Origin of the sequence: Serratia sp. B501, from assembly GCF_051172315.1 — a bacterium.
GTDB classification, from domain to species: domain Bacteria; phylum Pseudomonadota; class Gammaproteobacteria; order Enterobacterales; family Enterobacteriaceae; genus Serratia; species Serratia ureilytica.
The window spans coordinates 291,402-317,328 of record NZ_JBPIZB010000005.1; the positions used below are offsets into that span (position 1 = coordinate 291,402).

General features: G+C 62.4%; 24 protein-coding genes and 1 pseudogene. 22 read left to right on the forward strand and 3 right to left on the reverse strand.

Translation table 11 applies throughout. The features are described 5' to 3' along the window. Positions 1–5 precede the first annotated feature (5 nt). The 4 genes from fhuC to ACSBQV_RS17560 all read left to right on the forward strand — a co-directional run bounded on the left by fhuC (position 6) and on the right by ACSBQV_RS17560 (position 4,154). Positions 6–803, forward strand: a complete 798-nt coding sequence (fhuC, locus tag ACSBQV_RS17545) for a Fe3+-hydroxamate ABC transporter ATP-binding protein FhuC (protein WP_099784502.1) — start codon at positions 6–8, stop codon at positions 801–803. Next, positions 803–1,711, forward strand: a complete 909-nt coding sequence (fhuD, locus tag ACSBQV_RS17550) for a Fe(3+)-hydroxamate ABC transporter substrate-binding protein FhuD (RefSeq protein ID WP_099784500.1) — start codon at positions 803–805, stop codon at positions 1,709–1,711. Before fhuC ends, fhuD begins: the two co-directional genes overlap by 1 nt. Next, positions 1,708–3,696, forward strand: coding sequence for a Fe(3+)-hydroxamate ABC transporter permease FhuB (gene fhuB / locus ACSBQV_RS17555; protein ID WP_099794391.1), 1,989 nt, complete (start codon positions 1,708–1,710; stop codon positions 3,694–3,696). Before fhuD ends, fhuB begins: the two co-directional genes overlap by 4 nt. Positions 3,697–4,001: 305 nt before the next feature. Continuing rightward, positions 4,002–4,154 carry a Hok/Gef family protein gene (locus ACSBQV_RS17560; protein ID WP_004937610.1) on the forward strand — a complete coding sequence of 51 codons (153 nt, stop codon included), beginning with the start codon at positions 4,002–4,004 and terminating at the stop codon, positions 4,152–4,154. 124 nt (positions 4,155–4,278) lie between these two features. Here ACSBQV_RS17560 and metK read toward each other — a convergent pair whose 3' ends face one another. Beyond that, positions 4,279–5,433, reverse strand: coding sequence for a methionine adenosyltransferase (gene metK, locus ACSBQV_RS17565; RefSeq protein WP_434991473.1), 1,155 nt, complete (start codon positions 5,431–5,433; stop codon positions 4,279–4,281). A gap of 908 nt (positions 5,434–6,341) precedes the next feature. Here metK and speA point away from each other — a divergent pair. The 3 genes from speA (at position 6,342) to ACSBQV_RS17580 (ending at position 9,922) form a co-directional block, all read left to right on the forward strand. Next, positions 6,342–8,318, forward strand: a complete 1,977-nt coding sequence (gene speA / locus ACSBQV_RS17570; RefSeq protein WP_028127388.1) for a biosynthetic arginine decarboxylase — start codon at positions 6,342–6,344, stop codon at positions 8,316–8,318. A gap of 194 nt (positions 8,319–8,512) precedes the next feature. After that, positions 8,513–9,433 (forward strand): agmatinase, encoded by a 921-nt coding sequence (gene speB, locus ACSBQV_RS17575; RefSeq protein ID WP_004937606.1) that lies wholly within the window; start codon positions 8,513–8,515, stop codon positions 9,431–9,433. Positions 9,434–9,769: 336 nt separating this feature from the next. Beyond that, positions 9,770–9,922 (forward strand): Hok/Gef family protein, encoded by a 153-nt coding sequence (locus ACSBQV_RS17580; RefSeq protein ID WP_004937610.1) that lies wholly within the window; start codon positions 9,770–9,772, stop codon positions 9,920–9,922. 110 nt (positions 9,923–10,032) lie between these two features. On the opposite strand, the gene ACSBQV_RS17585 is transcribed toward ACSBQV_RS17580, so the two are convergent. Beyond that, positions 10,033–11,274, reverse strand: a complete 1,242-nt coding sequence (locus ACSBQV_RS17585; protein ID WP_099784498.1) for an MFS transporter — start codon at positions 11,272–11,274, stop codon at positions 10,033–10,035. A 397-nt stretch (positions 11,275–11,671) separates the two neighbouring features. On the opposite strand from ACSBQV_RS17585, the gene ACSBQV_RS17590 reads away from it, so the two are divergent. The 14 genes from ACSBQV_RS17590 to ACSBQV_RS17655 all read left to right on the forward strand — a co-directional run bounded on the left by ACSBQV_RS17590 (position 11,672) and on the right by ACSBQV_RS17655 (position 24,642). Next, entirely contained in the window at positions 11,672–11,989 is a 318-nt protein-coding gene (locus tag ACSBQV_RS17590; protein ID WP_004937614.1) for a non-heme iron oxygenase ferredoxin subunit, read from the forward strand. A gap of 2 nt (positions 11,990–11,991) precedes the next feature. Continuing rightward, on the forward strand, positions 11,992–12,300 hold the full coding sequence (locus ACSBQV_RS17595; protein WP_019456046.1) for a recombinase-like helix-turn-helix domain-containing protein: 309 nt from the start codon (positions 11,992–11,994) through the stop codon (positions 12,298–12,300). A gap of 20 nt (positions 12,301–12,320) precedes the next feature. Further along, positions 12,321–13,364, forward strand: a complete 1,044-nt coding sequence (locus ACSBQV_RS17600; RefSeq protein WP_042785347.1) for an aromatic ring-hydroxylating oxygenase subunit alpha — start codon at positions 12,321–12,323, stop codon at positions 13,362–13,364. Further along, the gene (locus ACSBQV_RS17605; protein WP_033644716.1) at positions 13,361–14,116 is read left to right on the forward strand and encodes an SDR family oxidoreductase; all 756 of its coding nucleotides are present in this window, start codon (positions 13,361–13,363) and stop codon (positions 14,114–14,116) included. The genes ACSBQV_RS17600 and ACSBQV_RS17605 overlap by 4 nt, the downstream gene beginning before the upstream one ends. A gap of 37 nt (positions 14,117–14,153) precedes the next feature. Further along, entirely contained in the window at positions 14,154–14,948 is a 795-nt protein-coding gene (locus ACSBQV_RS17610; protein ID WP_033639418.1) for an IclR family transcriptional regulator, read from the forward strand. Positions 14,949–15,057: 109 nt separating this feature from the next. Next, positions 15,058–15,999 (forward strand): VOC family protein, encoded by a 942-nt coding sequence (locus ACSBQV_RS17615; protein ID WP_099784496.1) that lies wholly within the window; start codon positions 15,058–15,060, stop codon positions 15,997–15,999. Then, a complete protein-coding gene (locus tag ACSBQV_RS17620) occupies positions 15,996–17,207 on the forward strand; it encodes an NAD(P)/FAD-dependent oxidoreductase (RefSeq protein ID WP_099784494.1) in 1,212 nt (403 codons plus the stop codon). Before ACSBQV_RS17615 ends, ACSBQV_RS17620 begins: the two co-directional genes overlap by 4 nt. Positions 17,208–17,230: 23 nt before the next feature. Beyond that, complete coding sequence (locus ACSBQV_RS17625) at positions 17,231–18,487, forward strand: MFS transporter (RefSeq protein ID WP_033652738.1); 1,257 nt, start codon at positions 17,231–17,233, stop codon at positions 18,485–18,487. 32 nt (positions 18,488–18,519) lie between these two features. Continuing rightward, complete coding sequence (locus tag ACSBQV_RS17630; RefSeq protein WP_004937634.1) at positions 18,520–19,044, forward strand: cupin domain-containing protein; 525 nt, start codon at positions 18,520–18,522, stop codon at positions 19,042–19,044. Continuing rightward, complete coding sequence (locus ACSBQV_RS17635) at positions 19,044–19,862, forward strand: alpha/beta fold hydrolase (RefSeq protein WP_099784492.1); 819 nt, start codon at positions 19,044–19,046, stop codon at positions 19,860–19,862. The genes ACSBQV_RS17630 and ACSBQV_RS17635 overlap by 1 nt, the downstream gene beginning before the upstream one ends. Further along, positions 19,859–20,653 (forward strand): SDR family oxidoreductase, encoded by a 795-nt coding sequence (locus ACSBQV_RS17640; RefSeq protein ID WP_033644722.1) that lies wholly within the window; start codon positions 19,859–19,861, stop codon positions 20,651–20,653. Before ACSBQV_RS17635 ends, ACSBQV_RS17640 begins: the two co-directional genes overlap by 4 nt. 15 nt (positions 20,654–20,668) lie before the next feature. Then, positions 20,669–21,463: an aspartate dehydrogenase gene (locus tag ACSBQV_RS17645; RefSeq protein ID WP_434991474.1), complete on the forward strand. Its 795-nt coding sequence runs from the start codon at positions 20,669–20,671 to the stop codon at positions 21,461–21,463. Positions 21,464–21,479: 16 nt separating this feature from the next. Further along, on the forward strand, positions 21,480–22,949 hold the full coding sequence (locus ACSBQV_RS17650) for an aldehyde dehydrogenase (RefSeq protein WP_099784488.1): 1,470 nt from the start codon (positions 21,480–21,482) through the stop codon (positions 22,947–22,949). A 52-nt stretch (positions 22,950–23,001) separates the two neighbouring features. Continuing rightward, complete coding sequence (locus ACSBQV_RS17655; RefSeq protein WP_099784486.1) at positions 23,002–24,642, forward strand: thiamine pyrophosphate-binding protein; 1,641 nt, start codon at positions 23,002–23,004, stop codon at positions 24,640–24,642. A 41-nt stretch (positions 24,643–24,683) separates the two neighbouring features. On the opposite strand, the gene ACSBQV_RS17660 is transcribed toward ACSBQV_RS17655, so the two are convergent. Next, positions 24,684–25,436: a M48 family metallopeptidase gene (locus ACSBQV_RS17660; RefSeq protein WP_004937650.1), complete on the reverse strand. Its 753-nt coding sequence runs from the start codon at positions 25,434–25,436 to the stop codon at positions 24,684–24,686. A gap of 238 nt (positions 25,437–25,674) precedes the next feature. On the opposite strand from ACSBQV_RS17660, the pseudogene ACSBQV_RS17665 reads away from it, so the two are divergent. Further along, positions 25,675–25,927 (forward strand): annotated as a pseudogene (locus tag ACSBQV_RS17665) (transketolase); the annotation flags it as partial.

Consider the following 25,927-nt stretch of genomic DNA (forward strand, 5'->3'; position numbering starts at 1 on the left):
GATCTATGCAGGACAAACATCTTAATCCCGGCGCGACTTTCGCGCTGGATAACGCCAGCTTCGCCGTCCCCGGCCGGGTGCTGTTGCAACCGCTGTCGCTCAGTTTTCCCCAGGGCAAAGTCTGCGGCCTGATCGGCCATAACGGTTCCGGTAAATCCACCCTGTTGAAATTGCTCGGGCGGCATCATGCCCCCAGTGGCGGCCAGGTACTGCTCAATCGGCAGCCGTTGGCGCAGTGGGACAGCAAATCCTTCGCCCGCCAGGTGGCCTACCTGCCGCAGCAGTTGCCGGTGGCGGAAGGCATGACGGTGCGCGAGCTGGTGGCCGTCGGCCGCTATCCGTGGCATGGCGCGCTGGGGCGTTTTGGCGCCAACGATCGCCAATTGGTGGAAGAGGCTATCTCACTGGTGGGGCTGAAGCCGTTCGCCAACCGCCTGGTGGACAGCCTGTCCGGCGGCGAGCGCCAACGCGCCTGGCTGGCGATGATGGTGGCGCAGGACAGCCGCTGTCTGCTGCTCGACGAACCGACGTCGGCGCTGGACATCGCACATCAGGTTGAGGTGCTGGCGCTCATCCAGCGCTTGAGCCGCGAACGCGATCTCACGGTGATCGCCGTGCTGCACGACATCAACATGGCCGCACGCTACTGCGACCATCTGGTGGCGCTGCGCGGCGGTGAAATGATCGCCCAGGGCGGCCCGCTGGAACTGATGCAGGGGTCGGTACTGGAACAAATTTACGGTATTCCTATGGGCACCTTGCCGCACCCGAGCGGCGGCGCGCCGGTGAGTTTTGTCTACTGATGTCCTCTGCATTCACTTCTTCTCACGATCCGCTGCGCCGCCGTTTGTTAATGGCGCTGGCGTTGTCGCCGCTGTTAAGCTCGTTGCCCGGCCGAGCAGCGGATGCGCCGCCGGATATCGCGCGCGTTGCGGCGCTGGAATGGCTGCCGATCGAGCTGCTGTTGGCATTGGGCGTGACGCCGCTGGCGGTGGCCGATGTCCATAACTACAACCTGTGGGTGGCGGAGCCGAAGCTGCCGACGACGGTCGTCGACGTCGGGCAGCGCACCGAACCGAATCTCGAACTGCTGCAGCAACTCCAGCCTTCGCTGGTGTTGCTGTCGCAAGGCTATGGCCCGACGCCGCGAAAAATCCAACCCATCGCGCCAACCATGAGCTTCGGCTTCAACGATGGCAGCGGCAAACCGCTGACCGTCGCCCGCCAGTCGCTGCTGGCGCTGGGGCAACGATTAGGCATAGAAAGCCGGGCGATAAACCATTTGGCGCAGTTCGACAGCTTTATGCAGGATGCGCGTCAGCGCCTGCAAAGCTACACCCAGCAACCGTTGCTGCTGTTTTCCCTGATCGACACCCGCCATGCGTTGATCATCGGCCAAAAAAGCCTGTTCCAGGAAGCGATGGATCAACTCGGCATCCGCAATGCCTGGCAGGAGCAAACCGACTTTTGGGGCACGGCGGTGGTGGGGATTGAACGGTTGGCCACGGTGCGTAACGCCCGGGTCATTTATCTTGATCACGGTAATCAAGCGATGATGGACAAGGTCAGCGCGACGCCGCTGTGGCAGTCATTGCCTTTTGTGCGGCAAAACCAGCTGCGACAGGTGCCGGCGGTGTGGTTCTATGGCGCCACGCTGTCGACGATGCGTTTCTGCCGTTTATTGGCGCAAGCTCAGGAGAGTGCGTCATGAATGCGGGCATTCGGAAATTGCCGCTGACGCTGATCCTGCTGTTGCTGGCGGCGGCAGGCGGTTTGACGATATATAACCTGGTGCAGCAGCTGCCGCCTGCGCAATGGGCGCGGGCGCTGAGCGCGCCGGACATCGACGACGTGCGGCAAATGCTGTTCCATTACAGCCTGCTGCCGCGGTTGACGGTGTCGCTGTTGGCCGGCGCCGGTCTGGGATTGGTCGGCGTATTGTTCCAGCAGGTGTTGCGCAATCCGTTGGCGGAACCGTCGACGCTCGGCGTGGCCGCCGGCGCGCAGCTCGGCCTGACCATCGCCACGCTGTGGGTGCTGCCGGGGGGCGAGTTCACTCGTCAGCTGGCCGCTATGGTGGGGGCGGTTGTGGTGGGCGGGCTGGTGTTCGGCGTCGCCTGGGGCAAGCGGATGTCGCCGGTGACGCTGATTCTGGCCGGGCTGGTTCTGGGGCTTTACTGCGGCGCGGTCAACAGCCTGTTGGCGCTGTTTAATTACGATCAGCTGCAGGGCATGTTCCTGTGGGGCACCGGCGCGTTGAACCAACAGGACTGGAGCGCGGTGCAGTTTATCCTGCCGCGTTTGCTGGTGGCAGGTGCGCTGGCGGCGCTATTGCTGCGCCCGCTGACGCTGCTGGGGCTGGACGACGGCGTGGCGCGCAATCTGGGGTTGGGGCTGTCGATGGCGCGCTTCTGCGCCCTGGGGCTGGCCATCATCTTCAGCGCCATGTTGGTGAGCGCGGTGGGCGTTATCGGCTTTATCGGCCTGTTTGCGCCGCTGATGGCGAAGATGCTGGGCGCTCGCCGCTTGGCGCATCGCATGATGTTGGCGCCGTTGCTGGGGGCGTTGCTGCTGTGGCTGACCGATCAGGTGATGATTGGGGTGGCGCAGGTGTGGCGTGAGATCCCGACCGGGGCGGCCACCGCGCTGTTCGGCGCGCCGCTGCTGTTGTGGCTGCTGCCGCGTTTGCGCAGCGCCGCCACGCCGCCACCGATGAACCTTGGCGACAAGGTGCCTGCCGAGCGCGGGAATCTGCCTGGCTGGGCAGCGCTGGCCGGTGCCGTGCTGTTGATCGGCCTGACGTTGGCGCTGATGCTGGGCAAAAACGCCGGCGGCTGGCACTGGAGCCTGGGCGCGGAGCTGGACGCCTTGCTGCCGTGGCGCTGGCCGCGGGTGCTGTCGGCGTTGGCGGCGGGCATGATGTTGGCGGTCGCCGGCACGCTGATCCAGAAGCTGACCGGCAACCCGATGGCCAGCCCGGAAGTGCTGGGCATCAGCTCCGGCGCCGCTTTTGGCGTCGTGATGATGCTGTTTATGGTGCCGGGCGACGCCTTCGTTTGGCTGCTGCCCGCCGGCAGTCTGGGGGCGGCCGTTACGCTGCTGATCATCATGATTGCCGCCGGCCGCGGCGGTTTCTCTACCGAACGCATGTTGCTCGCCGGCATCGCGCTCAGCACCGCCTTTACCACCGTCATCTTCCTGCTGCTGGCCAGCGGCGATCCGCGTATGGGGGGCTTGCTGACCTGGCTCTCCGGTTCAACCTATTCGGTGGAGCCGGCGCAGGCGCTGCGCACCGCGCTGATCGCCGCCGGATTGATGATATTGGCGCCGCTGTGCCGCCGCTGGCTGACCATTCTGCCGCTCGGCGGGGCCACCGCCCGTTCGGTGGGGATTGCGTTGACGCCTGCGCGATTGACTATCCTGTTGTTGGCCGCCACGCTGACCGCCATGGCGACCCTGACCGTGGGGCCGCTGAGCTTTGTCGGGCTGATGGCGCCGCACATGGCGCGCATGTTGGGCTTCCGCCGCGCGCTGCCGCAAATGGTGATCGCCGCGCTGTTGGGCGGTTTGCTGATGGTATTTGCCGACTGGTGCGGGCGGATGCTGCTGTTTCCGTATCAGATCCCCGCGGGGTTACTGGCGACCTTTATCGGCGCGCCGTACTTCGTTTATCTGTTGCGTAAGCAGACGTCGTAAGCTTCACCCCTACTTTGCTTTCTCCGCCATCAAGAGCCCAGCGTTGCTGGGCCTTTTTTCAACGCCTTGCAAGGCGTTGCGTGTCGCTGCGCAAGAAAGACATTTAACGTGAAAAGGAACGCGGGAAGAGAGGGGGAGGTGAATATACTGCGTGCGGGTGCTCTGGATCTTTGTCTCTGGAGCCTGCGTGAAAGATACAAAGAGAAAAGCCCCGAGTCGATATCCATCAACCCGAGGCCTACTCTAACGCATCACAACGTTAAGTTAGCCTCTTACCCGCCGCGAGGCAAGGAGAAGAAGGCATGATGCCGAACAAACGGAGCCTGTTAAAATTGGTGGTTATTTGTGCCACGGTAATATCACTGGCATGGATAACCCGCAGCACGCTGTGTGAGCTGCGTATCCGATCGGGCACTACGGAGGTTGCGGCCATTTTGGCTTACGAATCCGAACGGTAAGGCAACCCGGCGGCGGGGGCTTTGCCTCCGCCGGCCGGCAGTCGATGCGTTGATCCATGAGCACCCATCCGTTCAAAAAAAACGGCGAGCCTTGGCTCGCCGTTTTTCATGTTGATGTCGGGGCTTATTTCAGGCCGGCGGCATCGCGCAGCTGCGCAGCTTTGTCGGTCGCTTCCCATGGGAAGTGTTCGCGGCCGAAGTGGCCGTAGGCGGCGGTTTCGCGGTAGATCGGCTGCAGCAGATCCATCATCTGGATCAGGCCGTATGGGCGCAGATCGAAGAATTCGCGCACCAGCAGCGTCAGTTGTTCGGTTGGCACTTTCTCGGTACCGAAGGTTTCCACCATGATGGAGGTCGGTTCCGCTACGCCGATAGCGTAAGACACCTGGATCTCGCAGCGATCGGCCAGGCCGGCGGCGACGATGTTTTTCGCCACGTAGCGCGCCGCGTATGCCGCGGAACGGTCAACCTTGGACGGGTCCTTACCGGAGAAGGCACCGCCGCCGTGGCGAGCCATGCCGCCGTAGGTGTCGACGATGATCTTACGGCCGGTCAGGCCGCAGTCGCCCATCGGGCCGCCGATAACGAAACGGCCGGTCGGGTTGATGTGGTATTTGGTGCCCGCCGTCAGCCATTCCGCCGGCAGTACCGGCTTGATGATCTCTTCCATCACCGCTTCTTGCAGATCTTTCAGCGAGATGTCTTCTGAGTGCTGGGTGGACAGAACGACGGCGTCGATGCCGACGATTTTGCCGTCGTCGTATTGGAAGGTCACCTGGCTCTTCGCATCCGGGCGCAGCCACGGCAGGGTGCCGTTCTTACGCACTTCGGATTGGCGCTGCACCAGACGGTGCGCGTAGGTGACAGGCGCAGGCATCAGCACGTCGGTTTCATTGGTGGCGTAGCCAAACATCAAGCCCTGATCGCCGGCGCCCTGCTCGAGAGGATCGGTACGGTCAACGCCCTGATTGATATCCGGAGATTGCTTGCCGATGGCGCTCAACACTGCGCAGGAGTTGGCGTCAAAGCCCATGTCCGAATGAATGTAGCCGATCTCGCGCACGGTCTTGCGGGTGATCTCTTCGATATCGACCCAGGCGCTGGTGGTGATTTCACCGCCGACCAGCACCATACCGGTTTTCACGTAAGTTTCGCAGGCGACGCGCGCTTTCGGATCTTGTTCCAGGATGGCGTCGAGGACGGCATCGGAGATCTGGTCGGCGATTTTATCTGGATGTCCTTCGGAGACGGATTCGGACGTGAAGAGGTGTTTAGCCATTGTGTTCTTTACCTTGCATAAGACGGGTTAGAAATTACTGCACAGCGCTGGAGATCCGGCATCGAAGCGAAGGGTCTTCCGCTGATGGCGCGAGATGCATCCTGCAACGCCCCTCAGGCAAAGCCGTTAAGCAGTTTATCAGTTAACCAGTATAGATGGATTAACATCTGGACGTCTATTTTAGGTCAGGGTTTAGCCAGATTGCCAGTAATTTTTTGCGCTTTCGCTCTTTTGCGCAAACGGGTTGGCGCCATTTTCATCGCTTGAAACAGTTTTCGGCGAATTTTCATTTTGCTTTTTCACCTGCTTACCGGTATAAACTGCGCGCGCGGTTCATTTGCTGCACAGTACGGCGGTCTGGCGTGGGGGAAGGTACGATAAACTTCCGCTTTGCATTCGCCGGCATTGCGCTATTATCCGTCGCGGGCGTTCGCCGTGGCGCCGCCGCTTCATCGAACGGTCACGTTCTTACACTATTTTAGAGGCTGGGTCGTTCACTCCGAACGGCGCGCGTGGAGGTGGTTGGATTAATGATCCGTTGTCTACCGGTTGTTGGTTCTCAACAGCAGTGCCGTTCTGGCGCACATTCTTCTGCTATTTCCCGTCTTGTCTCTCTGTCACTTACCAGGTGCGATAAACACTTGGCCGCTACTCAGGATTCTCGGGCCGGCTAACGGTCGTCTGAAGAACTGAACAAGGGTAGCCTGCAGCCTTCCTGTGGGATGTTTCTTGGCCCGATTCACGAGGTTTGAACAGGGTGTCTTACAATTATATGAGTGATAAACCGATCGCTGACCGCGAACGGCAGTTCTCTTCGCTGCCGCCGGCGCGGCTTGTTGGGTTGTTCTCGCGGGTTGTAGCTGCGATAGTGGCTGACGGTTTCGTCAGTACGGAATGTGAGGCGAACCATGTCTGATGATCTGTTGATTCACCGTCCGCCGGTTGCGGGCGAGTCTTTATCTTTGCGCTCCATGCAGGAGGTTGCCATGAATGATCGTAATGCCAGCAAGATGCTGCGTACTTATAACGTCGCCTACTGGGGCAACAATTACTATGACGTCAACGAGCTGGGCCATATCAGCGTGTGCCCGGATCCGGATGTCCCGCAGGCGCGCGTCGATCTGGCAGAATTGGTGAAAACGCGCCAGAAAGACGGCCAACGTCTGCCGGCGCTGTTCTGCTTCCCGCAGATCCTTCAGCATCGCCTGCGCTCTATCAACGCCGCGTTCAAACGCGCGCGTGAGTCCTTCGGTTACCAGGGCGGCTATTTCCTGGTGTATCCGATCAAGGTGAACCAACATCGCCGCGTGATTGAATCGCTGGTGAACTCCGGCGAACCGCTGGGGCTGGAAGCCGGCTCAAAGGCCGAACTGATGGCGGTGCTGGCGCATGCCGGCATGACCCGCTCGGTGATCGTCTGTAATGGTTATAAAGATCGTGAATATATTCGTCTGGCGCTGATCGGGGAAAAGCTGGGGCACAAGGTGTACCTGGTGATCGAGAAGATGTCCGAGATCAACCTGGTGCTGGAAGAAGCCGAACGGCTGAACGTCATACCGCGCCTGGGCGTGCGTGCGCGTCTGGCATCGCAAGGCTCCGGCAAATGGCAGTCGAGCGGCGGCGAAAAATCCAAGTTCGGTCTGGCGGCGGTGCAGGTGCTGAAACTGGTGGAAACCCTGCGTGAAGCGGGCCGCCTCGACAGCCTGCAGCTGCTGCACTTCCATTTGGGCTCGCAGCTGGCCAATATTCGCGACATCGCCACCGGCGTGCGCGAATCGGCGCGCTTCTACGTTGAGCTGCACAAGCTGGGCGTCAACATTCAGTGCTTCGACGTGGGCGGCGGCTTGGGCGTCGACTACGAAGGCACCCGTTCGCAGTCCGATTGCTCGGTCAACTACGGCCTGAACGAATACGCCAACAACGTGATTTGGGGCATCGGCGACGCCTGTAACGAACACGGCCTGCCGCACCCGACGGTGATCACCGAGTCCGGTCGCGCCGTGACCGCGCACCACACGGTGCTGGTCTCCAACGTGATCGGCGTAGAGCGCAACGAGTTCAGCGAACCGCAGCCGCCGGAAGCCGACGCGCCGCGCGCGCTGGAAAGCATGTGGGAAACCTGGCTGGAAATGAACGAGCCGGAAAACCGCCGCTCGCTGCGCGAATGGCTGCACGACAGCCAGATGGATCTGCACGACGTGCATACCCAATACGCGCACGGCATGCTGGACCTGACTAAGCGCGCCTGGGCCGAGCAGCTGTATCTGAATATCTGCAACAAGATCCAGCAGCAGCTCGATCCGAGCAACCGTGCGCACCGTCCTATCATCGACGAACTGCAAGAGCGCATGGCGGACAAGTTCTACGTCAACTTCTCGCTGTTCCAGTCGATGCCGGATGCCTGGGGCATCGATCAGCTGTTCCCGGTGCTGCCGCTGGAAGGGTTGGATAAGCCGCCGGAAGGCCGTGCGGTGCTGCTCGACATCACCTGCGATTCCGACGGCACCATCGACCATTACGTCGACGGCGACGGCGTGGCGACCACCATGCCGATGCCGCCATACGATCCGGAGAACCCGCCGGCGTTGGGCTTCTTCATGGTCGGCGCGTACCAGGAGATCCTCGGCAACATGCACAACCTGTTCGGCGACACCGCCTCGGTTGACGTGTACGTGTTCCCGGACGGCAGCGTCGAGACCGAGCTGTCCGACGAGGGCGATACCGTGGCGGACATGCTGGAGTACGTGCAGCTCGATCCGAGCGCGCTGCTGTCCAAGTTCCGCGATCAGGTCAAAGAAACCGATCTGGACAGCGAGCTGCAGGCGCAGTTCCTGGAAGAGTTTGAAGCTGGCCTGTACGGCTACACGTATCTGGAAGACGAGTAACCGCCTTCTTCAGGGGGGCGATATCGGCCCCCTTGAAGCATGAGCAAAATGCGGCCATAATCTGCCGTATCGGTAGCACCGAAACACACATCGAATAAATCCCTTTCTCGTCGGGCTAACGACGCGGGAGGGATTTTTTTTTGTCACGGCCCGGCGTCTGCGCCCGGCAACTTGTTGAACTACGAGGGTTTACTATGAGCACCTTAGGCCATCAGTCCGATAATTCATTAGTGTCCAACGCCTTTGGTTTCCTGCGCTTTCCGCTGAACTTCATGCCTTACGACAGCGATGCAGAGTGGGTCATCACCGGCATTCCGTTTGACATGGCGACCTCCGGTCGCGCCGGCGGCCGTCATGGCCCGGCGGCCATCCGCCAGGTGTCCACCAACCTGGCTTGGGAAGGCAACCGTTGGCCGTGGAGCTTCGATCTGCGCGATCGCCTGAACGTGGTTGACTGCGGCGACATCGTGTTCAACTTCGGCGATGCGCAGGACATGAGCGACAAGCTGCAGGCGCACGCTGAGAAACTGCTGAAAGCCGGTAAGCGCATGCTCTCGTTCGGTGGCGACCACTTTGTCACCCTGCCGCTGCTGCGCGCGCACGCCAAGCATTTCGGCAAGCTGGCGCTGGTGCACTTCGACGCCCATACTGATACCTACGCCAACGGCAGCAAGTTCGACCACGGCACCATGTTCTATCATGCGCCGAACGAAGGCCTGATCGACCCGCATCACTCGGTGCAGATCGGCATTCGCACCGAGTTCGATCACGACAATGGCTTTACCGTACTGGACGCCGCGCAGGTGAACGATCGCAGCGTGGACGACCTGCTGACCCAGATCAAAGGCATCGTCGGCGATATGCCGGTGTACCTGACCTTCGACATCGACTGCCTGGATCCGGCGTTCGCACCGGGCACCGGCACGCCGGTGATCGGCGGTCTGACTTCCGATCGCGCGCTGAAACTGGTGCGCGGCATGCAGTCGCTGAACATCGTCGGCATGGACGTAGTGGAAGTGGCGCCGGCCTATGACCAGTCCGAGATCACCGCGCTGGCCGCGGCGACGTTGGGTCTGGAGATGCTGTACCTGCAGGCGGCCAAGAAACACGCCTGACGCCAGGCCACGCCTCGCTGAAAAAGCGGCTCCCATCGTATGGGGGCCGCTTTTTTTTATTTCATTTGTCGCCATCCGTGCGGCGATTTTCAGTCTGTTGCAACGCCTTTGCGCAATTTTGCGCAGAAATGAAACGGAGTCAGTAAAAAGGAACCGGGATAACGGGGAGGATGAATATACTGCGCGCGGGTGCTCTGGATCTTTGTATCTAGAGCCTGCGTGAAAGATACAAAGAGAAAAGCCCCGAGTCGATATTCATCAACCCGAGGCCTACTCTAACGCCAGCAACGTTAAGTTAGCCTCTTACCCGCCGCGAGGCAAGGAGAAGAAGGCATGATGCCGAACAAACGGAGCCTGTTAAAACTGGTGGTTATTTGTGCCACGGTAATATCACTGGCATGGATAACCCGCAGCACGCTGTGTGAGCTGCGGATCCGATCGGGCACTACGGAGGTTGCGGCCATTTTGGCTTACGAATCCGAACGGTAAGGCAACCCGGCGACGGGGGATGTCCCCCGTCTGCTGGTTGTTGGCGTCCAGATCCATGAGCACCCTCTCAAGGCCATTGGCTTTCTCTGCCGCAACGGTGCGGGAACAGGCTATGCCCGCTTCACCTGGCGCGCCAGCAACATGCGGCCAAACAGTGCGCCGCCCGCCAGCAGCGTCAGCAGCTGCGAGGCGATCAGCACCGCAAAGCCCGAGGATACCTTGCCCTGGCTGGCCATCACCATGCCCATCGCCATCGGCACGAACGCCGAGAACAGATTGCCGATGCCGTTGATCAGCCCATAGGCGCTGCCGACCGCCTCCGGCCGCGCATAATGCTGCAGCAGCGTGGGGATCGCCGCGCCCTGCGCGCCCCAACAGGCGTTGGCCGCCAGGAGGAAGAACGCGATCCAGCCAAGCTGATGGCTGTTCATTACGCCATAGATGCACAGCGCGGTCGCCGCGCCGCCAAAGACGAAGATCAGCGGCGCCTGATAGGGGCGGATACGATCGAGCAGCACGCCGCCGAGGTATTTTGAGGCGATGCTGACGATGAAAGGCAGTGCGGCCATCCACCCCATCTGCTTGATGGAGAATCCTTTTTCATCGGTCAGGTAGGCCGGCAGCCAGGCGCTGGACCCCCACAGATAGCTGAGCGTGGCGATCTCGATCAGCAGGATCCAACCGAGCATCGGCGTGCGCCAGGCCAGCGCGAAGGTGTGCCAGACGCGGCTCAACACCGGCTGAGGATCGGCGGGGCGTGAAGATGAGGGTAAGGCGAGCGGATGAACGAACAGCCGCACCAGCGCCAGGCCCAACAGCAGGTTGAGCAGCGCCAGCAGGTGAAACGACATCGCCCACCCGAAGTGCGCCATCAGAAAACTCACCAGCGGAAAGCCGATCACCAGCCCCAACGAGACGCCCAGCGCGCTGACCGCGTTGGGTTTGCCGCGTTCGTCGGCGGCGAAATGATCGCTGATGTACATGGTCTTGAGCGAGAACAGCGGTCCTTCGCTGACGCCAAGCAGCGCGCGCGCCGCGCACAGCAACAGCAGCGATCCCGCCAGCGGCGACGCGGCGGTGAGCAGCGCCCACAGCACGACGCTCAGCGTCAGCGCGCGGCGGTAACCCATCAGCGTTTCCAGAAACGGCGTCAGCAACATGGCGGACAGGCCGTAACCGAGTAAAAACACCGTCATCAGCGTGCCCTGATGGGCGCGGTCACCGCCGAGTTGAAAGTGTTGCAGGAAGTCGGGATTGACCAACATCACGGCGATATTAACCCGATCCGCATAGGCGATAACGATCAGAAACAGCAGGGCGATCACCCCAAACCAGCGTTGACGTTGTTGCACGGCGCGTTCCTCAGTGCGAGCGGTTGACGAATTCAGGCAGCAGTAAACTCACCTGCGGATGCCATTACGTGCAAACGCGGGGATGAGGCCGATTTATGTAAATTTATTGTTATAAAAATGGATGTAAAAGACAGCGAGAGAACTCTTTTACGCGCAATGCGCCGCCAGGATCAACGCAATTTTTGCCATAAATTAGCTGAAGAGCGCACAACTGACATAGGTTTTTCATATCGGTGCATTATTTCGTGATCCTTCCCGCATTTGTCATTTTTAAACAACCTTTCATTAACATTTGCCGCGCCGCTCGCTTGACGAAAGTTTCGCCAGACTTATAGTGACTGTATTAAATAAGAAACTGAGTTTCATATATGAAACAATCAGATAGAGGATAAAAGCAATGAGCTGGAAGAATGTGTGCGAAGTGTCTCAGGTGAAAGAAGATTTTCCTTTCTCCGGCAAAGTGGAAGGCAAAGAGATCGGGGTTTACCTGCTCGACGGTAACTACTATGCGCTGGAAGACGTCTGTCCGCATGCTTACGCCTTGCTCAGCCAGGGGTTTGTAGACGACGGCAAGGTTGAGTGCCCGCTGCACGAAGCGCTGTTTGACGTACGCACCGGCCAGTGCCTGCGCGAGCCGGGCGGCCGCGATCTGCAAACCTATCCCACCCGGGTGGTCGACAACCAAATCCAGATCACCTTTATCGCGGAGGAGTAATCATGCAGCACATCACCGATTTCAATCCCTGGCTGCCGGACACCCAACAGGTGACGCCGGCCCGCGAAGGCGGCAACGGTCAAATCCATCAGCCGGGCCAGTTCCGCAACGTTGTGTGGCAAAACCGCGCCCGGGTGCCGGACGGTTTCGAAACCGCGCTGGTGGCGGCGCTGGAAACGATCTTCGATCAGGGCGCGGAAGAGCTGGAACAGATCGTCAGCGCGTTGAATCAGCGCCGCCTGTTCGATCGCAGCGGCCAGCCGTGGAATGAGGCGACGTTCCGCGAATTCCTTCACGTTAACGGTTTCTGATCGACACCCGGGAGAAGACAATGACAGCAAACACAACATCCTCCGAACAGAGCTTGCAGGACTATCTTGACCAGGGGCTGCGCGGCATGTGGTATCCGGTGCTGGCCAGCTGGGAAGTGGGCAACAATCCGGTCGGCATCACCCGCCTTGAGCAACAAATCGTGGTGTGGCGCGACGGTGAAGGCCAGATCCACGCGTTGGAAGATCGCTGCCCGCACCGCGGCGCGCGGCTTTCCATGGGGTGGAACCTCGGCGATCGCATCGCCTGCTGGTATCACGGGGTGGAAGTCGGCGGCGACGGGACGGTGAAAGACGTGCCGGCGGTGGATCGCTGCCCGCTGGTGGGGCAAAAATGCCTGCGCGCTTACCCGGCCAAAGAAGCCTACGGCGCGGTGTTCCTCTATTTTGGCGTGACGGCGGATGAAGCGCCGGCGGAGCTGACTTTCCCGCAAGAGCTGGCGGACGAAGCGTCGTACAGCCACTTCTTGTGTACCGCCAGTTGGAACTGCAACTACCAATACGCCCTGGAAAACGTGATGGATCCGATGCACGGCACCTACCTGCACTCTTCCTCGCACTCGATGGCGGAAGGGGATCGCAAGGCGGACATGGGGCTGGAGCCGACCGACAGCGGGTTTATCTTCAAGAAAAACGGCCAGATCGGCGTCAATTTCGACTGGGTGGAGTTCGGCAACAGCGGCGCGTATTGGATGCGTCTGTCGATCCCGTACAAGAAACGTTTCGGGCCGGGCGGCCACTTCTGGATCATCGGCATGGTGGTGCCGGAAGACAAGGATCACTGCCGGGTATTCTTCTGGCGCATCCGTAAGGTCCAAGACTGGCAGCGCGACATGTGGCGCTTCATGTATCGCAATCGCCTGGAATCATTGCATTGGGACGTCCTCGAGCAGGATCGCATCGTGCTTGAAAACATGGCGCCTAACGCCCGTGGCCGCGAATACCTGTACCAGCACGACGTCGGTCTGTCGCGCCTGCGCCGCCTGATGCAGAAAGAGGCGCAGAAACAGCTGGCGACGCTGCGCGAGCGGGAGGCGGCGCAGTGAACGGCCTGCTGAACGGCAAGCGCATCGTGGTCACCGGCGCGGCGCGCGGTCTGGGCTACAGCTTCGCCGCCGCCATTGCCGCTGCCGGCGCGCAGGTGGTGATGTGCGACATTTTGGCGGATGAGCTGGCGGCGAGCGGCGCCGCGCTGCGCGAGCAGGGCGCTCAGGTGGAAACGCAAATCATCGATCTGGCCTCACCGGATTCGATCCGTTCGGCGTTCGAGAAGATCGCCACAGGCGGCGGGATCGACGGGCTGGTGAACAACGCGGCGCTGGCGACCGGCGTCGGCGGTAAAACCATGATGGAATACGACATCGATCTGTGGGATCGGGTAATGCAGGTCAACGTGCGCGGCACCTGGTTGGTGAGCCAGGCGGCGGTGCCGCTGCTGGCGCGCAACCCGCACGCCAAGATCGTCAACGTGGCGTCGGACACCGCGCTGTGGGGCGCGCCGCGCCTGATGGCCTATGTCGCCAGCAAAGGCGCGGTGATCGCGATGACGAGATCGATGGCGCGCGAGCTGGGCCCGCAGGGCATCTGCGTCAACGCTATTGCGCCGGGCCTGACGCGGGTGGAAGCCACCGAGTATGTGCCCGCCGAGCGCCATCAGCTGTATGAGCAGGGGCGCGCGCTGGCCGGGGCGCAGCATCCGGACGATGTGAACGGCACGGTGCTTTATCTGCTGTCGCCGCTGGCGGATTTCGTCACCGGCCAACTGCTGCCGGTCAACGGCGGCTTCGTATTCAACTGACGGCCCGCAGGGCAGGCGCACAGCGCAGGAGCGAGAGATGGCGGACGAGCAAGCATGTAAGTATCTGATCCCGGGACTGGATCGCGGATTGCAGTTGCTGCTGGCGTTTGGCGAGCAGCATAAGGAAATGACCTTTGCCGAGTTGCATCGCCTGGTCGATATGCCGAAGGCCACCGCCTACCGCGTGGTGCAGACGCTCGAACACCTGGGCTTTCTGGAGCGCAATCCGCGCACCAATACCTTCGCGCTGGGCATCAAGGTGCTGCGTCTCGGCTTCGAATACATCGCGTCGCTGGACGTCGCGCAGGCCGGCCAGCCGGTGATCGAACAGCTGCGCGATCGCAGCCAGTGCAGCAGCCATCTGGCGATCCGCGACGGGCGCGACGTGATCTATATCGCCCGCGTCAGCGCCGCCGGTTCTCAGATCAATCAGGTCAGCGTCGGCACCCGTTTGCCGGTGCACCAAACCTCGCTCGGCCGCATGTTGTTGACCAGCGCCACCCGCAGCGAGTTCGAACAACTCTATCCGGACGAGCAGCTGCCGGGCAACGCGCCGGGTACCCCGGCGGATCGCGAAACGCTGTGGCAGATGGTGCAGCAAGACAAGGCGCGCGGCTATGTGATCGGCGAATCATTCTTCCGCCACGGCATCTCCTCGATCGTCTACCCGATCTTCAACCGTGAGCAGCGGGTCGAGGCGGTGGTCAGCATCATGGTGCCGTCCGATGAGATCCCGAAAGCGGATCGCGAGCGGCTGCGCATGGAAGTGCGCGATGCGGCGGAGAAAATTTCCGGCTTCCTCGGCGCGCCGCCGCAGGCCAACGTCGGCTAACCGACAGGACCGACTCTTTCACTCAGGCAGGGATAAGGCCCACAGCAAACAGGGGCCGGGGTTCAGTCATGCCTGAAAACCGTATACAGCGAGAACGTGAGGCTGAGCAATGAGCGTAATCGGAATCGAAAAACTGGAGTTTGGCGTCGAAGATCTGCCAACCTGCGAAAAATTCATGCATGACTTTGGCCTGCAGCCCGCCACGCAACATTGGGGCGAACCGCAGCGCGAATTCACTACCCTGAGCGGGGCGCGGGTCGTTCTGCTCCCGTTGCAAAGCGCGGCGCTGCCAGCGGCGTTTGAAGGCGGTTCCACCCTGCGCCGCATGACCTGGGGCGTGGCATCGCCCGCGGATCTGGCGCGCCTGCAGCCGCGTTTGGCGTTGATGCCCGGCTTTCGTCAGGTGGGGGAAGAGCTGGAATGCCGCGATCCCAACGGCATGACGCTGCGCTTCGTCGTCAGCCGCCAGCAGGCGGTCGAAGTGCCGGTCACGCCGATCAACCAATGGGGCGACGTGCGCCGCATCGATCAACCCAGCCCGGTCTACTCGCAGGCGCAGCCGATCAATATCGGCCACGTGGTGTTCTTCGTTGACGATCTGGCGGCGACCGAGCGTTTCTACCGCGAGCTGTTGGATTTCCAGGTTTCCGATCGCTATATCGATCGCGCCGTCTTCCTGCGCACCCAGGCGCGCGGCGGCCACCATAATCTGTTCCTGCTGAAGCTGCCTAACCGCCCACGCGGCCTGAACCATGTGGCGTTCACCGTGCGCGATATCCATGAAGTGATCGGCGGCGGCATCGCCATGAACAAAGAGCAGTGGAGCACCTTCATCGGCCCTGGCCGCCACCCAATTTCCTCGGCGTATTTCTGGTACGTCAACAGCCCGACCGGCGGCGCGTTCGAGTACTACACCAACGACGATTATCTGACGGAAAACTGGCAGCCGCGCGAGCTGGAACATTCGCTGGTCTCCTTCACCGAATGGGCGGTAGAAGGCGGCATCGATCACGATACGCGCCGCCAGCATAAAAAGGCGCAGGCGTTATGAACCGGCCGGAACAGGCGGGCATTGTCATCGTCGGCGGCGGCCAGGCCGGCGGTTGGGCGGCCAAGACGCTGCGTGACCGGGGTTACAGCGGCCGGCTGACGGTGATAAGCGACGAACCTTACGATTTTTACGAGCGGCCGCCGCTGTCGAAAGCGGCGCTGCTGGATGCCGCGGCTCCCCTGAGCCGGCTTTTCAGCGAACAGGCGGTGGCGGAGCTGAACATCGACTGGCGTCGCCCGCTGCGCGCCGAGTCTATCAACGCCGAACAGCAAATCGTCACGCTCAGCGACGGGCGACGGCTGCAGTTCGAGCAGTTGCTGATCGCCACCGGCGGGCGGCCGCGTTTGCCGGGCGCCGCCTGGGCGCAGCACCCGCGCGTGATGACGCTGCGTTCCTGGGATGATGCGGCCCGGTTGCGGCAGGGCCTGCAGAGTTGCCGTCGTCTGGCGATCGTCGGCGGCGGTTGGATCGGGCTGGAGATCGCCGCTTCTGCGCGCCGTCTCGGCGTTGAGGTGACGGTGTTTGAGCGCCAGCCTGCGCTGTGCATGCGCAGCGTCGGCGCCGATGTCTCGCAGGCGTTGCTCGAACTGCATCGCCGGCAGGGCGTGACGGTGTTGTGCGGCTGCGGCGAGATCTCGCTGGAAGATCGCGACGGCGCCGCCTGGATCGGCAGCGAAGTCAGCGATCCGCAGGCCTTCGATCTGGTGGTGGTGGGGATCGGCGTCGAGCTGAATCTCGAACTGGCGCGCAGCGCCGGGCTGGCTATCGAGTCCGGCATCGTGGTCGACGGCCAGGGGCGCACCAGCCATCCGGCAATCTTCGCCGCGGGCGATGTGGCGCGCCACCCGACGCTCGGCCTGTGCCTGCAGTCCTGGGCCTACGCGCAAAATCAGGCCATCAGCACCGCCTGCGCAATGCTCGACGCCTTCGCCGCTCCGTATGACGACGTGGCCTGGCTTTGGTCGGATCAATACGACGTCAATATCCAGATCCTCGGCGTGCCGAGCGGCGGCGTGCACCATGTGGTGCGCCGCACGCCGCAGTCGCAGGTGTTCTTCACGCTGAACGCCGATCGGCAGCTGGTGCAGATGGTGGCGTTCAACGACGCGCGCACCATCAAGCTCGGCAAGCGTTGGCTGGCGAGCGGCCGGGTGCTGGATCCGCAGCAGCTGGCGGATGTGGAGTTTTCTTTGATGGCGTTGAAATAACGCCCGAACCTCGGGAGCGTTTTATGACTACGCAAGACATTGACGCCCGCGCTGGACGGGCGGGGGAAACCGTTGCCGAAAATCCGCAGCAGCGGGTGCGCTGGTCGGTGCCGATCGCGCTGTTCGCCTGCGTGCTGCTGGCGTTTTTCGACAAGATCAGCATCGCGGCGCTGTTTTCCGACGCCGAGTTTCAGCAGGCGCTGGGCATCGGTTTTGACCCGGCGCGGCTGGGGTTGCTGATGAGCGCGTTTCTGTTCTCCTACGGCATCTCCTCGATGCTGCTCAGCGGCATCGGCGATCGGCTTAATCCGGTCAAGGTATTGATTGGCATGATGGTGGTATGGGGCGTGCTGATGGTGTTGATGGGGCTGGTGCGCTCCTATCACGCCATGATGACGCTGCGCATTCTGCTCGGCATCGCCGAAGGGCCGCTGCTGCCGATGGCCTACGCCATTATTCGTCAGGCCTTCCCGCCGCAGTTGCAGGCGCGCGCCACCATGCTGTGGCTGCTCGGCACGCCGCTCGGGGCCGCGCTCGGCTTCCCGGTCACCCTGTATATCCTCAATACCTTCGACTGGCAGGCCACCTTCTTCTTTATGGCGTTTCTGACGCTGCCGGTGATGTTGCTGGTGCTGTTCGGCATGCGCCACCTGAACGTGTCGCGTCCGGCGGCGGCGGCCAAGCCGGCGGTGTCCGAACGCCAACAGCATCGCCGCGAGCTGCTGCGCAGCCCGCATTTCTGGATGATTTGCCTGTTCAATATCGCCTTCCTGACCTACCTGTGGGGCATGAACGGCTGGTTGCCGAGCTATCTGATCAAGGGAAAAGGCATTCATCTGGAACATGCCGGTTACCTCTCTTCGCTGCCGTTCATCGCCATGCTGCTCGGTGAAGTGCTGGGCGCCTGGCTGTCGGACAAGCTGGATCGGCGCGCGCTGGCCTGCTTCCTGTCGCTGTGCGGCGCCGGCCTTGGCCTGGCGGTGGTGCTGCACCTGCAGGGCACTTACAGCGTGATCGCCGCCATGGCCTTCAGCACCTTTATGTGGGGCGCCGGCGCGCCGAATATTTTCGCGCTGTTGGCGAAGGCGACCAGCAGCAAGGTCAGCGCCACCGCCGGCGGCATTTTCAATGGACTGGGCAATTTTGCCGGCGCGCTGGCGCCGGTGCTGATGGGGGCGTTGATCGCCGCCACCGGCAATATGGATAACGGCCTGCTGTTCCTGGTGGTGATGGCGTTCGTCGGCTGCCTCATTCTGCTGCCGTTACTGAGAAAGTACTGATTAATCAATCGTTTCAACAGAGGAGTGACAACATGTCTCAGGTTGAGAACAAAGCCGGCGTCAAGCCGCAGGATCTGTCGATGGAAAACTGGGTGGAGTCGCGCATCGCCCGTTTCGAAGGCCGCAAATACGACTGGAACGCGCTGAAATTCCAGGCCGACTTTGACCCGAAATACCGCCGTGCGCAGATGCGCTACATCGGCACCGGCGCCACCGGCGTGGCCAGCGACGCCAACACCATTCCGGCGGGCAACTTCACCTTCTCCACCATGGTGTTGCCGTCGAAGTGCGAGGGCCCGCTGCACCTGCACGACGACGTGGAGGAAGTGTTCTTCATGCTGAAAGGCAGCATCACGCTGATGATCCAGGATGGCGAAGAGTATTACGAAACCAGGCTGAAAGAGCGCGATTTGATCTCGGTGCCGGCGGGCGTGTATCGCGGCCTGTTCAATCACGGCGAGGAAGAGGCGCTGATGTGCGTGATGCTCGGCACCGCTAAGCCGGAGATCCCGACTTATCCGGCGGACCACCCGCTGTCTAAAGTGAAGCGTAACTGATGAACGGCCTGGCGCAACGCCAACGGGCGCGCTGCGGGGCGTATACCCTGAGCTGGCGCGAGGCCGGGCAGGGGCGGCCGGTGGTGTTGCTGCATGGCATCAGTTCCGGATCCGCCTCGTGGATCAAGCAGTTTAACGACAGCGGCCTGACGGACGGTCATCGTCTGTTGGCGTGGGACGCGCCGGGCTACGGCGGCAGCCTGCCGTTGGCGGATCCGCAGGCTGACGCCGCCGGTTATGCGGCGGCGTTGGCGGCGCTGATTGATGAGCTGCAGCTGGCGCAGCCGCTGATCGTCGGCCATTCGCTGGGAGCGCTGATCGGCAGCGCCTACGCCGCCGGCTATCCGGATGGGCTATGTGGGCTGGTGTTGGCGGATCCGGCGCAGGGCTATGCCGCGGCGCCGGAGGAAAAACGCCGGCAGGTGTACGGCCAGCGCCAACAGATGATGGAGACGCTGGGGCCGGTGGGTTACGGCGAGCAGCGGGCGGCGGCCTTGCTGCGCGAAGGGGCGGATCCGCAGGACATCGCCTGGGTGCGCAACGGCATGCAACAGCTCGATCCCGACGGTTTTCTGAGTGCCGCCTGGATGCTGGCTAACGACGACATCGGCCGCTATCTGGCGCGCTATCGCGGCCCGCTGGAGGTGTGGTGCGGTGAACAGGATCGCATTACTCTGCCGGAGAAGGCGGCCGAGCTGGCGCGTGAGCAAGACGCGACGCTGCGCCTGATCGCCGCCGCCGGTCACGCCAGCTACCTCGATGCGTCGGCGTGTTTCAACCGCTATCTGCGGGATTTTACGGGAGCAATCCAACGATGAATTTTCAGCTTGAGGATCGGGTGGCGGTGGTGACCGGCGGCTCGTCGGGCATCGGTTTCGAAACTCTGAAGCTGCTGCTGGCCGAAGGGGCGAAGGTGGCGTTCTGCGGCCGCGATCCGGACAAACTGGCCGGCGCAGAGGCCAGCCTGCGAGCGGACTTCCCGCAGGCGGAGATCCTGGCGCTGCGCTGCGACGTGCTGGATGCGCAGCAGGTGGCGCAGTTCGCCGCTCAGGTGACGGCGCGTTTCGGCGGCGTGGATCTGCTGATCAACAACGCCGGTCAGGGCTTCGTCGCCCACTTTGACCAGACGCCGCGCGAAGCCTGGCTGCATGAGGCAGAGCTGAAGCTGTTCGGCGTGATCAACCCGGTGCAGGCGTTTTTACCGGCGCTGGAACGATCGGATATCGCGTCTATCACCTGCGTGAACTCGCTGCTGGCGCTGCAGCCGGAAGAACACATGATCGCCACCTCGGCGGCGCGCGCCGCGCTGCTCAATATGACGTTGACGCTGTCGAAAGAGCTGGTGGGCAAAGGCATTCGGGTTAACTCGATCTTGCTGGGGATGGTGGAGTCGGGCCAATGGCGCCGCCGTTTCGACGATCGCAGCGATAAAGATCAAAGCTGGGAGCAGTGGACGGCGGCGATCGCCGAACGCCGCGGCATCCCGATGAAGCGCCTCGGCAAGCCGCAGGAACCGGCGCAGGCGCTGCTGTTCCTCGCTTCGCCGCTGGCTTCCTTTACCACCGGCGCGGCGCTGGACGTTTCCGGCGGCTTTAACCGCCATGTGTAACAGGGGCCGAAAAAGATGAAGAAGATCATGATGATTGGCTATGGCGCGATGGCGAAGGAAGTGATCGCCCGTTTGCCTGAAGGCGTGGAGGTCGGCTGGATCCTGGCGCGCACAGCTCATCATGCGGCGATCGATGAGGCTTTTGGCGGGCGGGTGCAGGCGCTGACCCATCCGGAGCAGTGTTCGCAGCGGCCGGATCTGGTGCTGGAGTGCGCCAGCCAGCAGGCGGTGGCGGAGTTTGGCGAAGCGGTGCTGCAGCGCGGCTGGCCGCTGGCGCTGATCTCGACCGGCGCGCTGGCGGACGCCGCATTGCAACAGCGGTTGCAGCAGGCCTGCCGCAGCCATCACGGGCAACTGATCGTGCTGTCCGGCGCGGTGGCGGGCATGGACGGGCTGGCGTCGGCGCGCGAAGGCGGGCTGGAAAGCGTGACCTATCAGGCCAGCAAGAGCCCGGCCAGCTGGCGCGGCAGCCCGGCGGAGCAGTTGATCGATCTCGATGCGGTGAGCGAAGCGCAGGTATTTTTTGAAGGGTCGGCGCGTGAAGCGGCGCGTTTGTTCCCGGCCAACGCCAACGTGGCGGCCACCATTGCGCTCAACGGCTTGGGGATGGATGCCACTCGGGTGCGCCTGCAGGTCGATCCCGCCACCCGGCGCAATACCCATTGGCTGCAGGTATGCGGCGACTTTGGCGAGTTTCACATCGAGCTGAGCGGCACCCCGCTGGCGAGCAATCCCAAAACATCAACCCTGGCGGCGCTGAGCGCGGTACAAGCCTGCCGCCGTCTGGTGGACGGCGGTTTTATTGCCTGAACGGCAGGAGCGGAGCATGGAACGATTGAATATTTTTGTCGCCGGGCGCTGGCGTGAAGGGCGCGGCGAAGAGATGGCTTCGGTATTCCCGGCCGACGGCAGCGTCAACGCGCGGCTGCGCGCCGCTAACGTCGAGGATGTCAACGAGGCGGTTGAGGCGGCGGAAAAGGCCTGGCGCGCGCCGGAATGGCGTGGGCTGGTGCCGCACCAACGCGCCTCAATTCTCTACCGCGTCAGCAACCTGATTCTGGCGCAGCAGGAACAGCTGGCCGAGCTGCAGACCCGCGACAACGGCAAGCCGCTGGCGGAGACCCGCGGGCTGGTGGCCAGCGCGGCGGCGACCGCGCGCTACTTCGCCGCCGCCTGCGAGGTGTTGGAAGGCGAGCTGCCGACCCCGCGCAGCGCCGAGGTAATGACGCTCAGCCAGTATCAACCGATGGGGGTGATCGCCGCCATTACGCCGTGGAACTCGCCGATCGCCAGTGAAATGCAGAAGGTAGCGCCGGCGCTGGCGGCGGGCAACGCGGTGGTGCTCAAACCGGCTGAAGCCACGCCGCTGATGGCGCTGAAGCTGGCCGAGCTGTTCGAACAGGCGGGGCTTCCTGCCGGGCTGCTCAGCGTGCTGCCGGGAAAAGGTTCGGTGATCGGCGAGGCGTCGGCGCGCCATCCGTTGGTGAAAAAGATCGCCTTTACCGGCGGAACCAGCACCGGGCGCCATTTGGCGCACATCGCCGCCGACAAGCTGATCCCCACCTCGCTGGAGCTGGGCGGTAAATCGCCGACCATCGTGCTGGAGGACGCCGATCTGGAGCAGGCGGCGCGCGGCATCTGCTACGGCATTTTCAGCTCCGCCGGCCAGGCGTGCATCGCCGGCTCGCGGCTGTTCGTGCATCGTTCGCTGTATCAGCCGCTGCTGGCGCGCTTGACCGAACTGACGGCGGGGCTGCGCATCGGCAACCCGCTGGTGCCGGGCGTGCATCTCGGCCCGCTGATCAGCGCCAAACATCGGCAAAGCGTGGCGGACTACGTGGCGCTGGCGCGGCAGGAGGGCGGCCGGGTGGTCATCGGCGGTGAAGCGCCGGCCGATCCGCAACTGGCGAGCGGCAGCTATTACCTGCCGACCATTATTGAAGGTTTGAACAACGACGCCCGCGTCTGCCAGGAGGAGATCTTCGGGCCGGTGCTGGTGGCGCTGCCGTTCGACGACGAGCAACAGCTGATCGAACAGGCCAACGACTCGGTGTACGGCCTGGCGGCCGGCATCTGGAGCCGCGATTTCCCGCGGGCGATGGCGCTGGCGGAGCGGCTGGAAACCGGCACCGTCTGGGTCAACACCTACAAAACGTTCTCGATTTCCACGCCGTTCGGCGGTTTCAAGGAAAGCGGGCTGGGCCGCGAAAAGGGCCTGAACGGCATCAAGGCCTACATGCAGCAGAAAAGCGTGTATCTGGCGCTGAGCCATCAGGTGAACCGCTGGAGCGACTAGGCCGACACCTCTACGCATAACCCTAATAACGACTACCCTAAGAAGGCAGATGATGAGCGATAAAATCACGGTTGGCGAGGCGATAGCCCGGACTCTGGAACAGTACGCGGTGTCGGCGATGTACGGCATCATTTCGATTCATAATCTGCCGATCGCCGATGCGGTGGGGCAGCGCGATAAAATTCGCTTCGTGCCGGCGCGCGGCGAAGCGGGCGCGGTCACCATGGCCGATGCGCATGGGCGCTTCTCCGGCCTGGGCGTGGCGTTGACCAGCACCGGCGCCGGCGCGGGCAACGCGGTGGGGGCGATGATTGAAGCGCTTAACGCCAACACGCCGCTGTTGCATATCACCGGCCAGGTAGAAAAAGCCTATCTGGACGCCGACGCCGGGTTTATTCATGAAACCCGGGATCAGCTCGGTTTTCTGCGCGCCTGCTCCAAGCGCGCCTACCGGGTCAATTCGCCGGAACAGGCGGTGGCGGTGATCCAGCGAGCGATCCTGGACGCGCAAACCGCGCCCTGCGGCCCGGTGGCGGTCGAGATCCCGATCGATATCCAAAGCAGCCTGGTTTCCCGCTCGGTGCTGACCGAAGCATTGGCACCGGCGCCGCTGCCGAAGGCGGACGATGCGGCGGTGGAGCGGCTGCATCAGCGGCTGAAACAGGCCAAGCGCCCGTTGCTGTGGCTGGGCGGCGGCGCGTTGGCCTGCGGCGATGCGGTGCGCAAGCTGGCGGACGCCGGCGTGGCGGTGATCTCCAGCACCCACGGGCGCGGCATTCTGCCGGACAGCCATCCGCGCAGCCTGCGGGCGTTCCACAACTCGCCGAGCATCGAGACTATCCTGACGCAGTGCGACCTGACGCTGGTGGCCGGTTCACGGCTGCGCAGTAATGAAACCCGCACCTGGACGCTGCCGCTGCCGCGCCCGCTGGTGCAGATTGACATCGATCCGGCGGCGGCCAACCGCAACTACCTGGCCGATGAGCAGATCAATGGCGACTGTGCGGCGCTGCTGGCCGCGCTGGCGGCGCGGCTGGGCCCCGGCGAGAAGGTCAACGCAGAGTGGGATGCCGAGATCGCGGGGGCGGTGCAGCAGGCGGAGAGCGCGTTGCGTCAGCAGTCCGGTGAATACGCCAAACTCAACGACGCCATCGACGCCGCGCTGCCGCAGGACGGATTGCTGGTGCGCGATATCACCGTTTCCGGCAGCGTCTGGGGCAGCCGTTTGTTCCGCGCGATCTCGCCGCTGTGCAACATTCACTCGCTGGCCGGTGCTATCGGCATGGGGCTGCCGATGGCGATCGGCACCGCGATCGCCAACCCGCAGCGCAAGGTGGTGGGACTGGTGGGCGATGGCGGTTTGGCGCTGGGCCTGGGGGAACTGGCGACCATGGCGCAGGAACAGGTGAACATCACCCTGCTGATCATGAACGACGGCGGTTATGGCGTGATGCGCGGCATTCAGGACAAGTATTTCGCCGGGCGCCAGTATTACAACGAGCTGCATACGCCGGCCTTTACTCAAATAGCCGAAGCGATGGGGCTGAAAGCCTGGAAGGTCGAGGCGGCGGCGCAGTTCAACGGCGTGCTGGCCGAAGCGATCAACTACCCGGGGCCGTCGGTGGTCGAGGTGGACATGAAGCAGGTCGGGCCGCTGACCTTCGCCGGGCCGCCGCAGAAAACCCTGTATTGAGACGATAAAAAACGCCCGGCGGTTGCCGGGCGTTCTCGTTGTTACTTCTCTGCCGCGATGCGATCGCGAATGTGCTGCGCGCGCGCTTGGGAAGACGGGTGATCGTCGAACATGCTGCTCTGACGGCCGGCTTCCATTTGGGCCAGTTTTTCGAAGCTGGTGGCCAGGCCGTTCGGATCGATGCCGCGCTTTTTCAGCAGATCGAACGAGTAATCATCCGCTTCGCTTTCCTGCTTCTGCGAGAACTGGGCGCTGACCAGCTTCTCGCCGATGTCCGCCAGCTGCGACTGCGACAGCGAGCCGATAACGCCGCCGGCGGAGGACGCCGCGGTGCGCAGCGCCACGGTGCCGTAAGCCACCTGCATCGCTTTGCGGGTGTGGCCCAGCGCCACGTGGCCCATTTCGTGGCCCAGCACGCCTTCCACTTCGTTGTCGTTCATGATGTCCATCAGGCCGCTGTAAACGCGGATACAGCCGTTGGCCATCGCCCAGGCGTTGACGTCTTTGGTCACGTAGACCTTGTAGTTGGCCGGGGTGCCGTTGATGTTGTCGCCCAGCGCCGCAGCGATTTTGTTGAGACGCTTGGCATAGGTGCTGTCGGCCGGCGCGATTTGTGCCTTGCTGTCCATCTCGGCGCAGGATTTATCACTCAGGGCCTTAACGTCGTTGTTGCTCAGGGTCGCCGCCTGGAACGCCTGCGCGCCGGACTGCATCAGGGTTTCGGTATTCAGGTTTTGACAGCCGGTTGCCAAGGTGGCAATGCCCAACGCAATCAAAGAGGTACGGATCTTCATAACGCCATCTTCCTGTGAAGGTAACAAGGTAAAAGAGTCATTTTGCTTTGAGGCTATCTTGCCGCAAGACCCTAGTGTACGCCAGACGGGGCGAGAATAGTGTTATTCCGAAAAAGCGTCCAATCGTGCTAATAAGTGGTGAACTCGCTCTCATTTGGCATTAGGGATTGCCGTTGTGATGTGGAGTCTGAGAAAATAGGGAACTTGACTGCTTTTTTTATCCGACCTGGAGTAAAACATGTCCTCTCGTAAAGAGCTTGCCAACGCCATCCGCGCACTCAGCATGGACGCCGTACAAAAAGCAAATTCCGGCCACCCGGGGGCCCCTATGGGCATGGCGGACATCGCCGAAGTCCTGTGGCGCGACTACCTCAACCACAACCCGACTAACCCGCACTGGGCTGACCGCGACCGTTTCGTGCTCTCCAACGGCCACGGCTCCATGTTGATTTACAGCCTCCTGCACCTCACCGGCTACGACCTGCCGATGC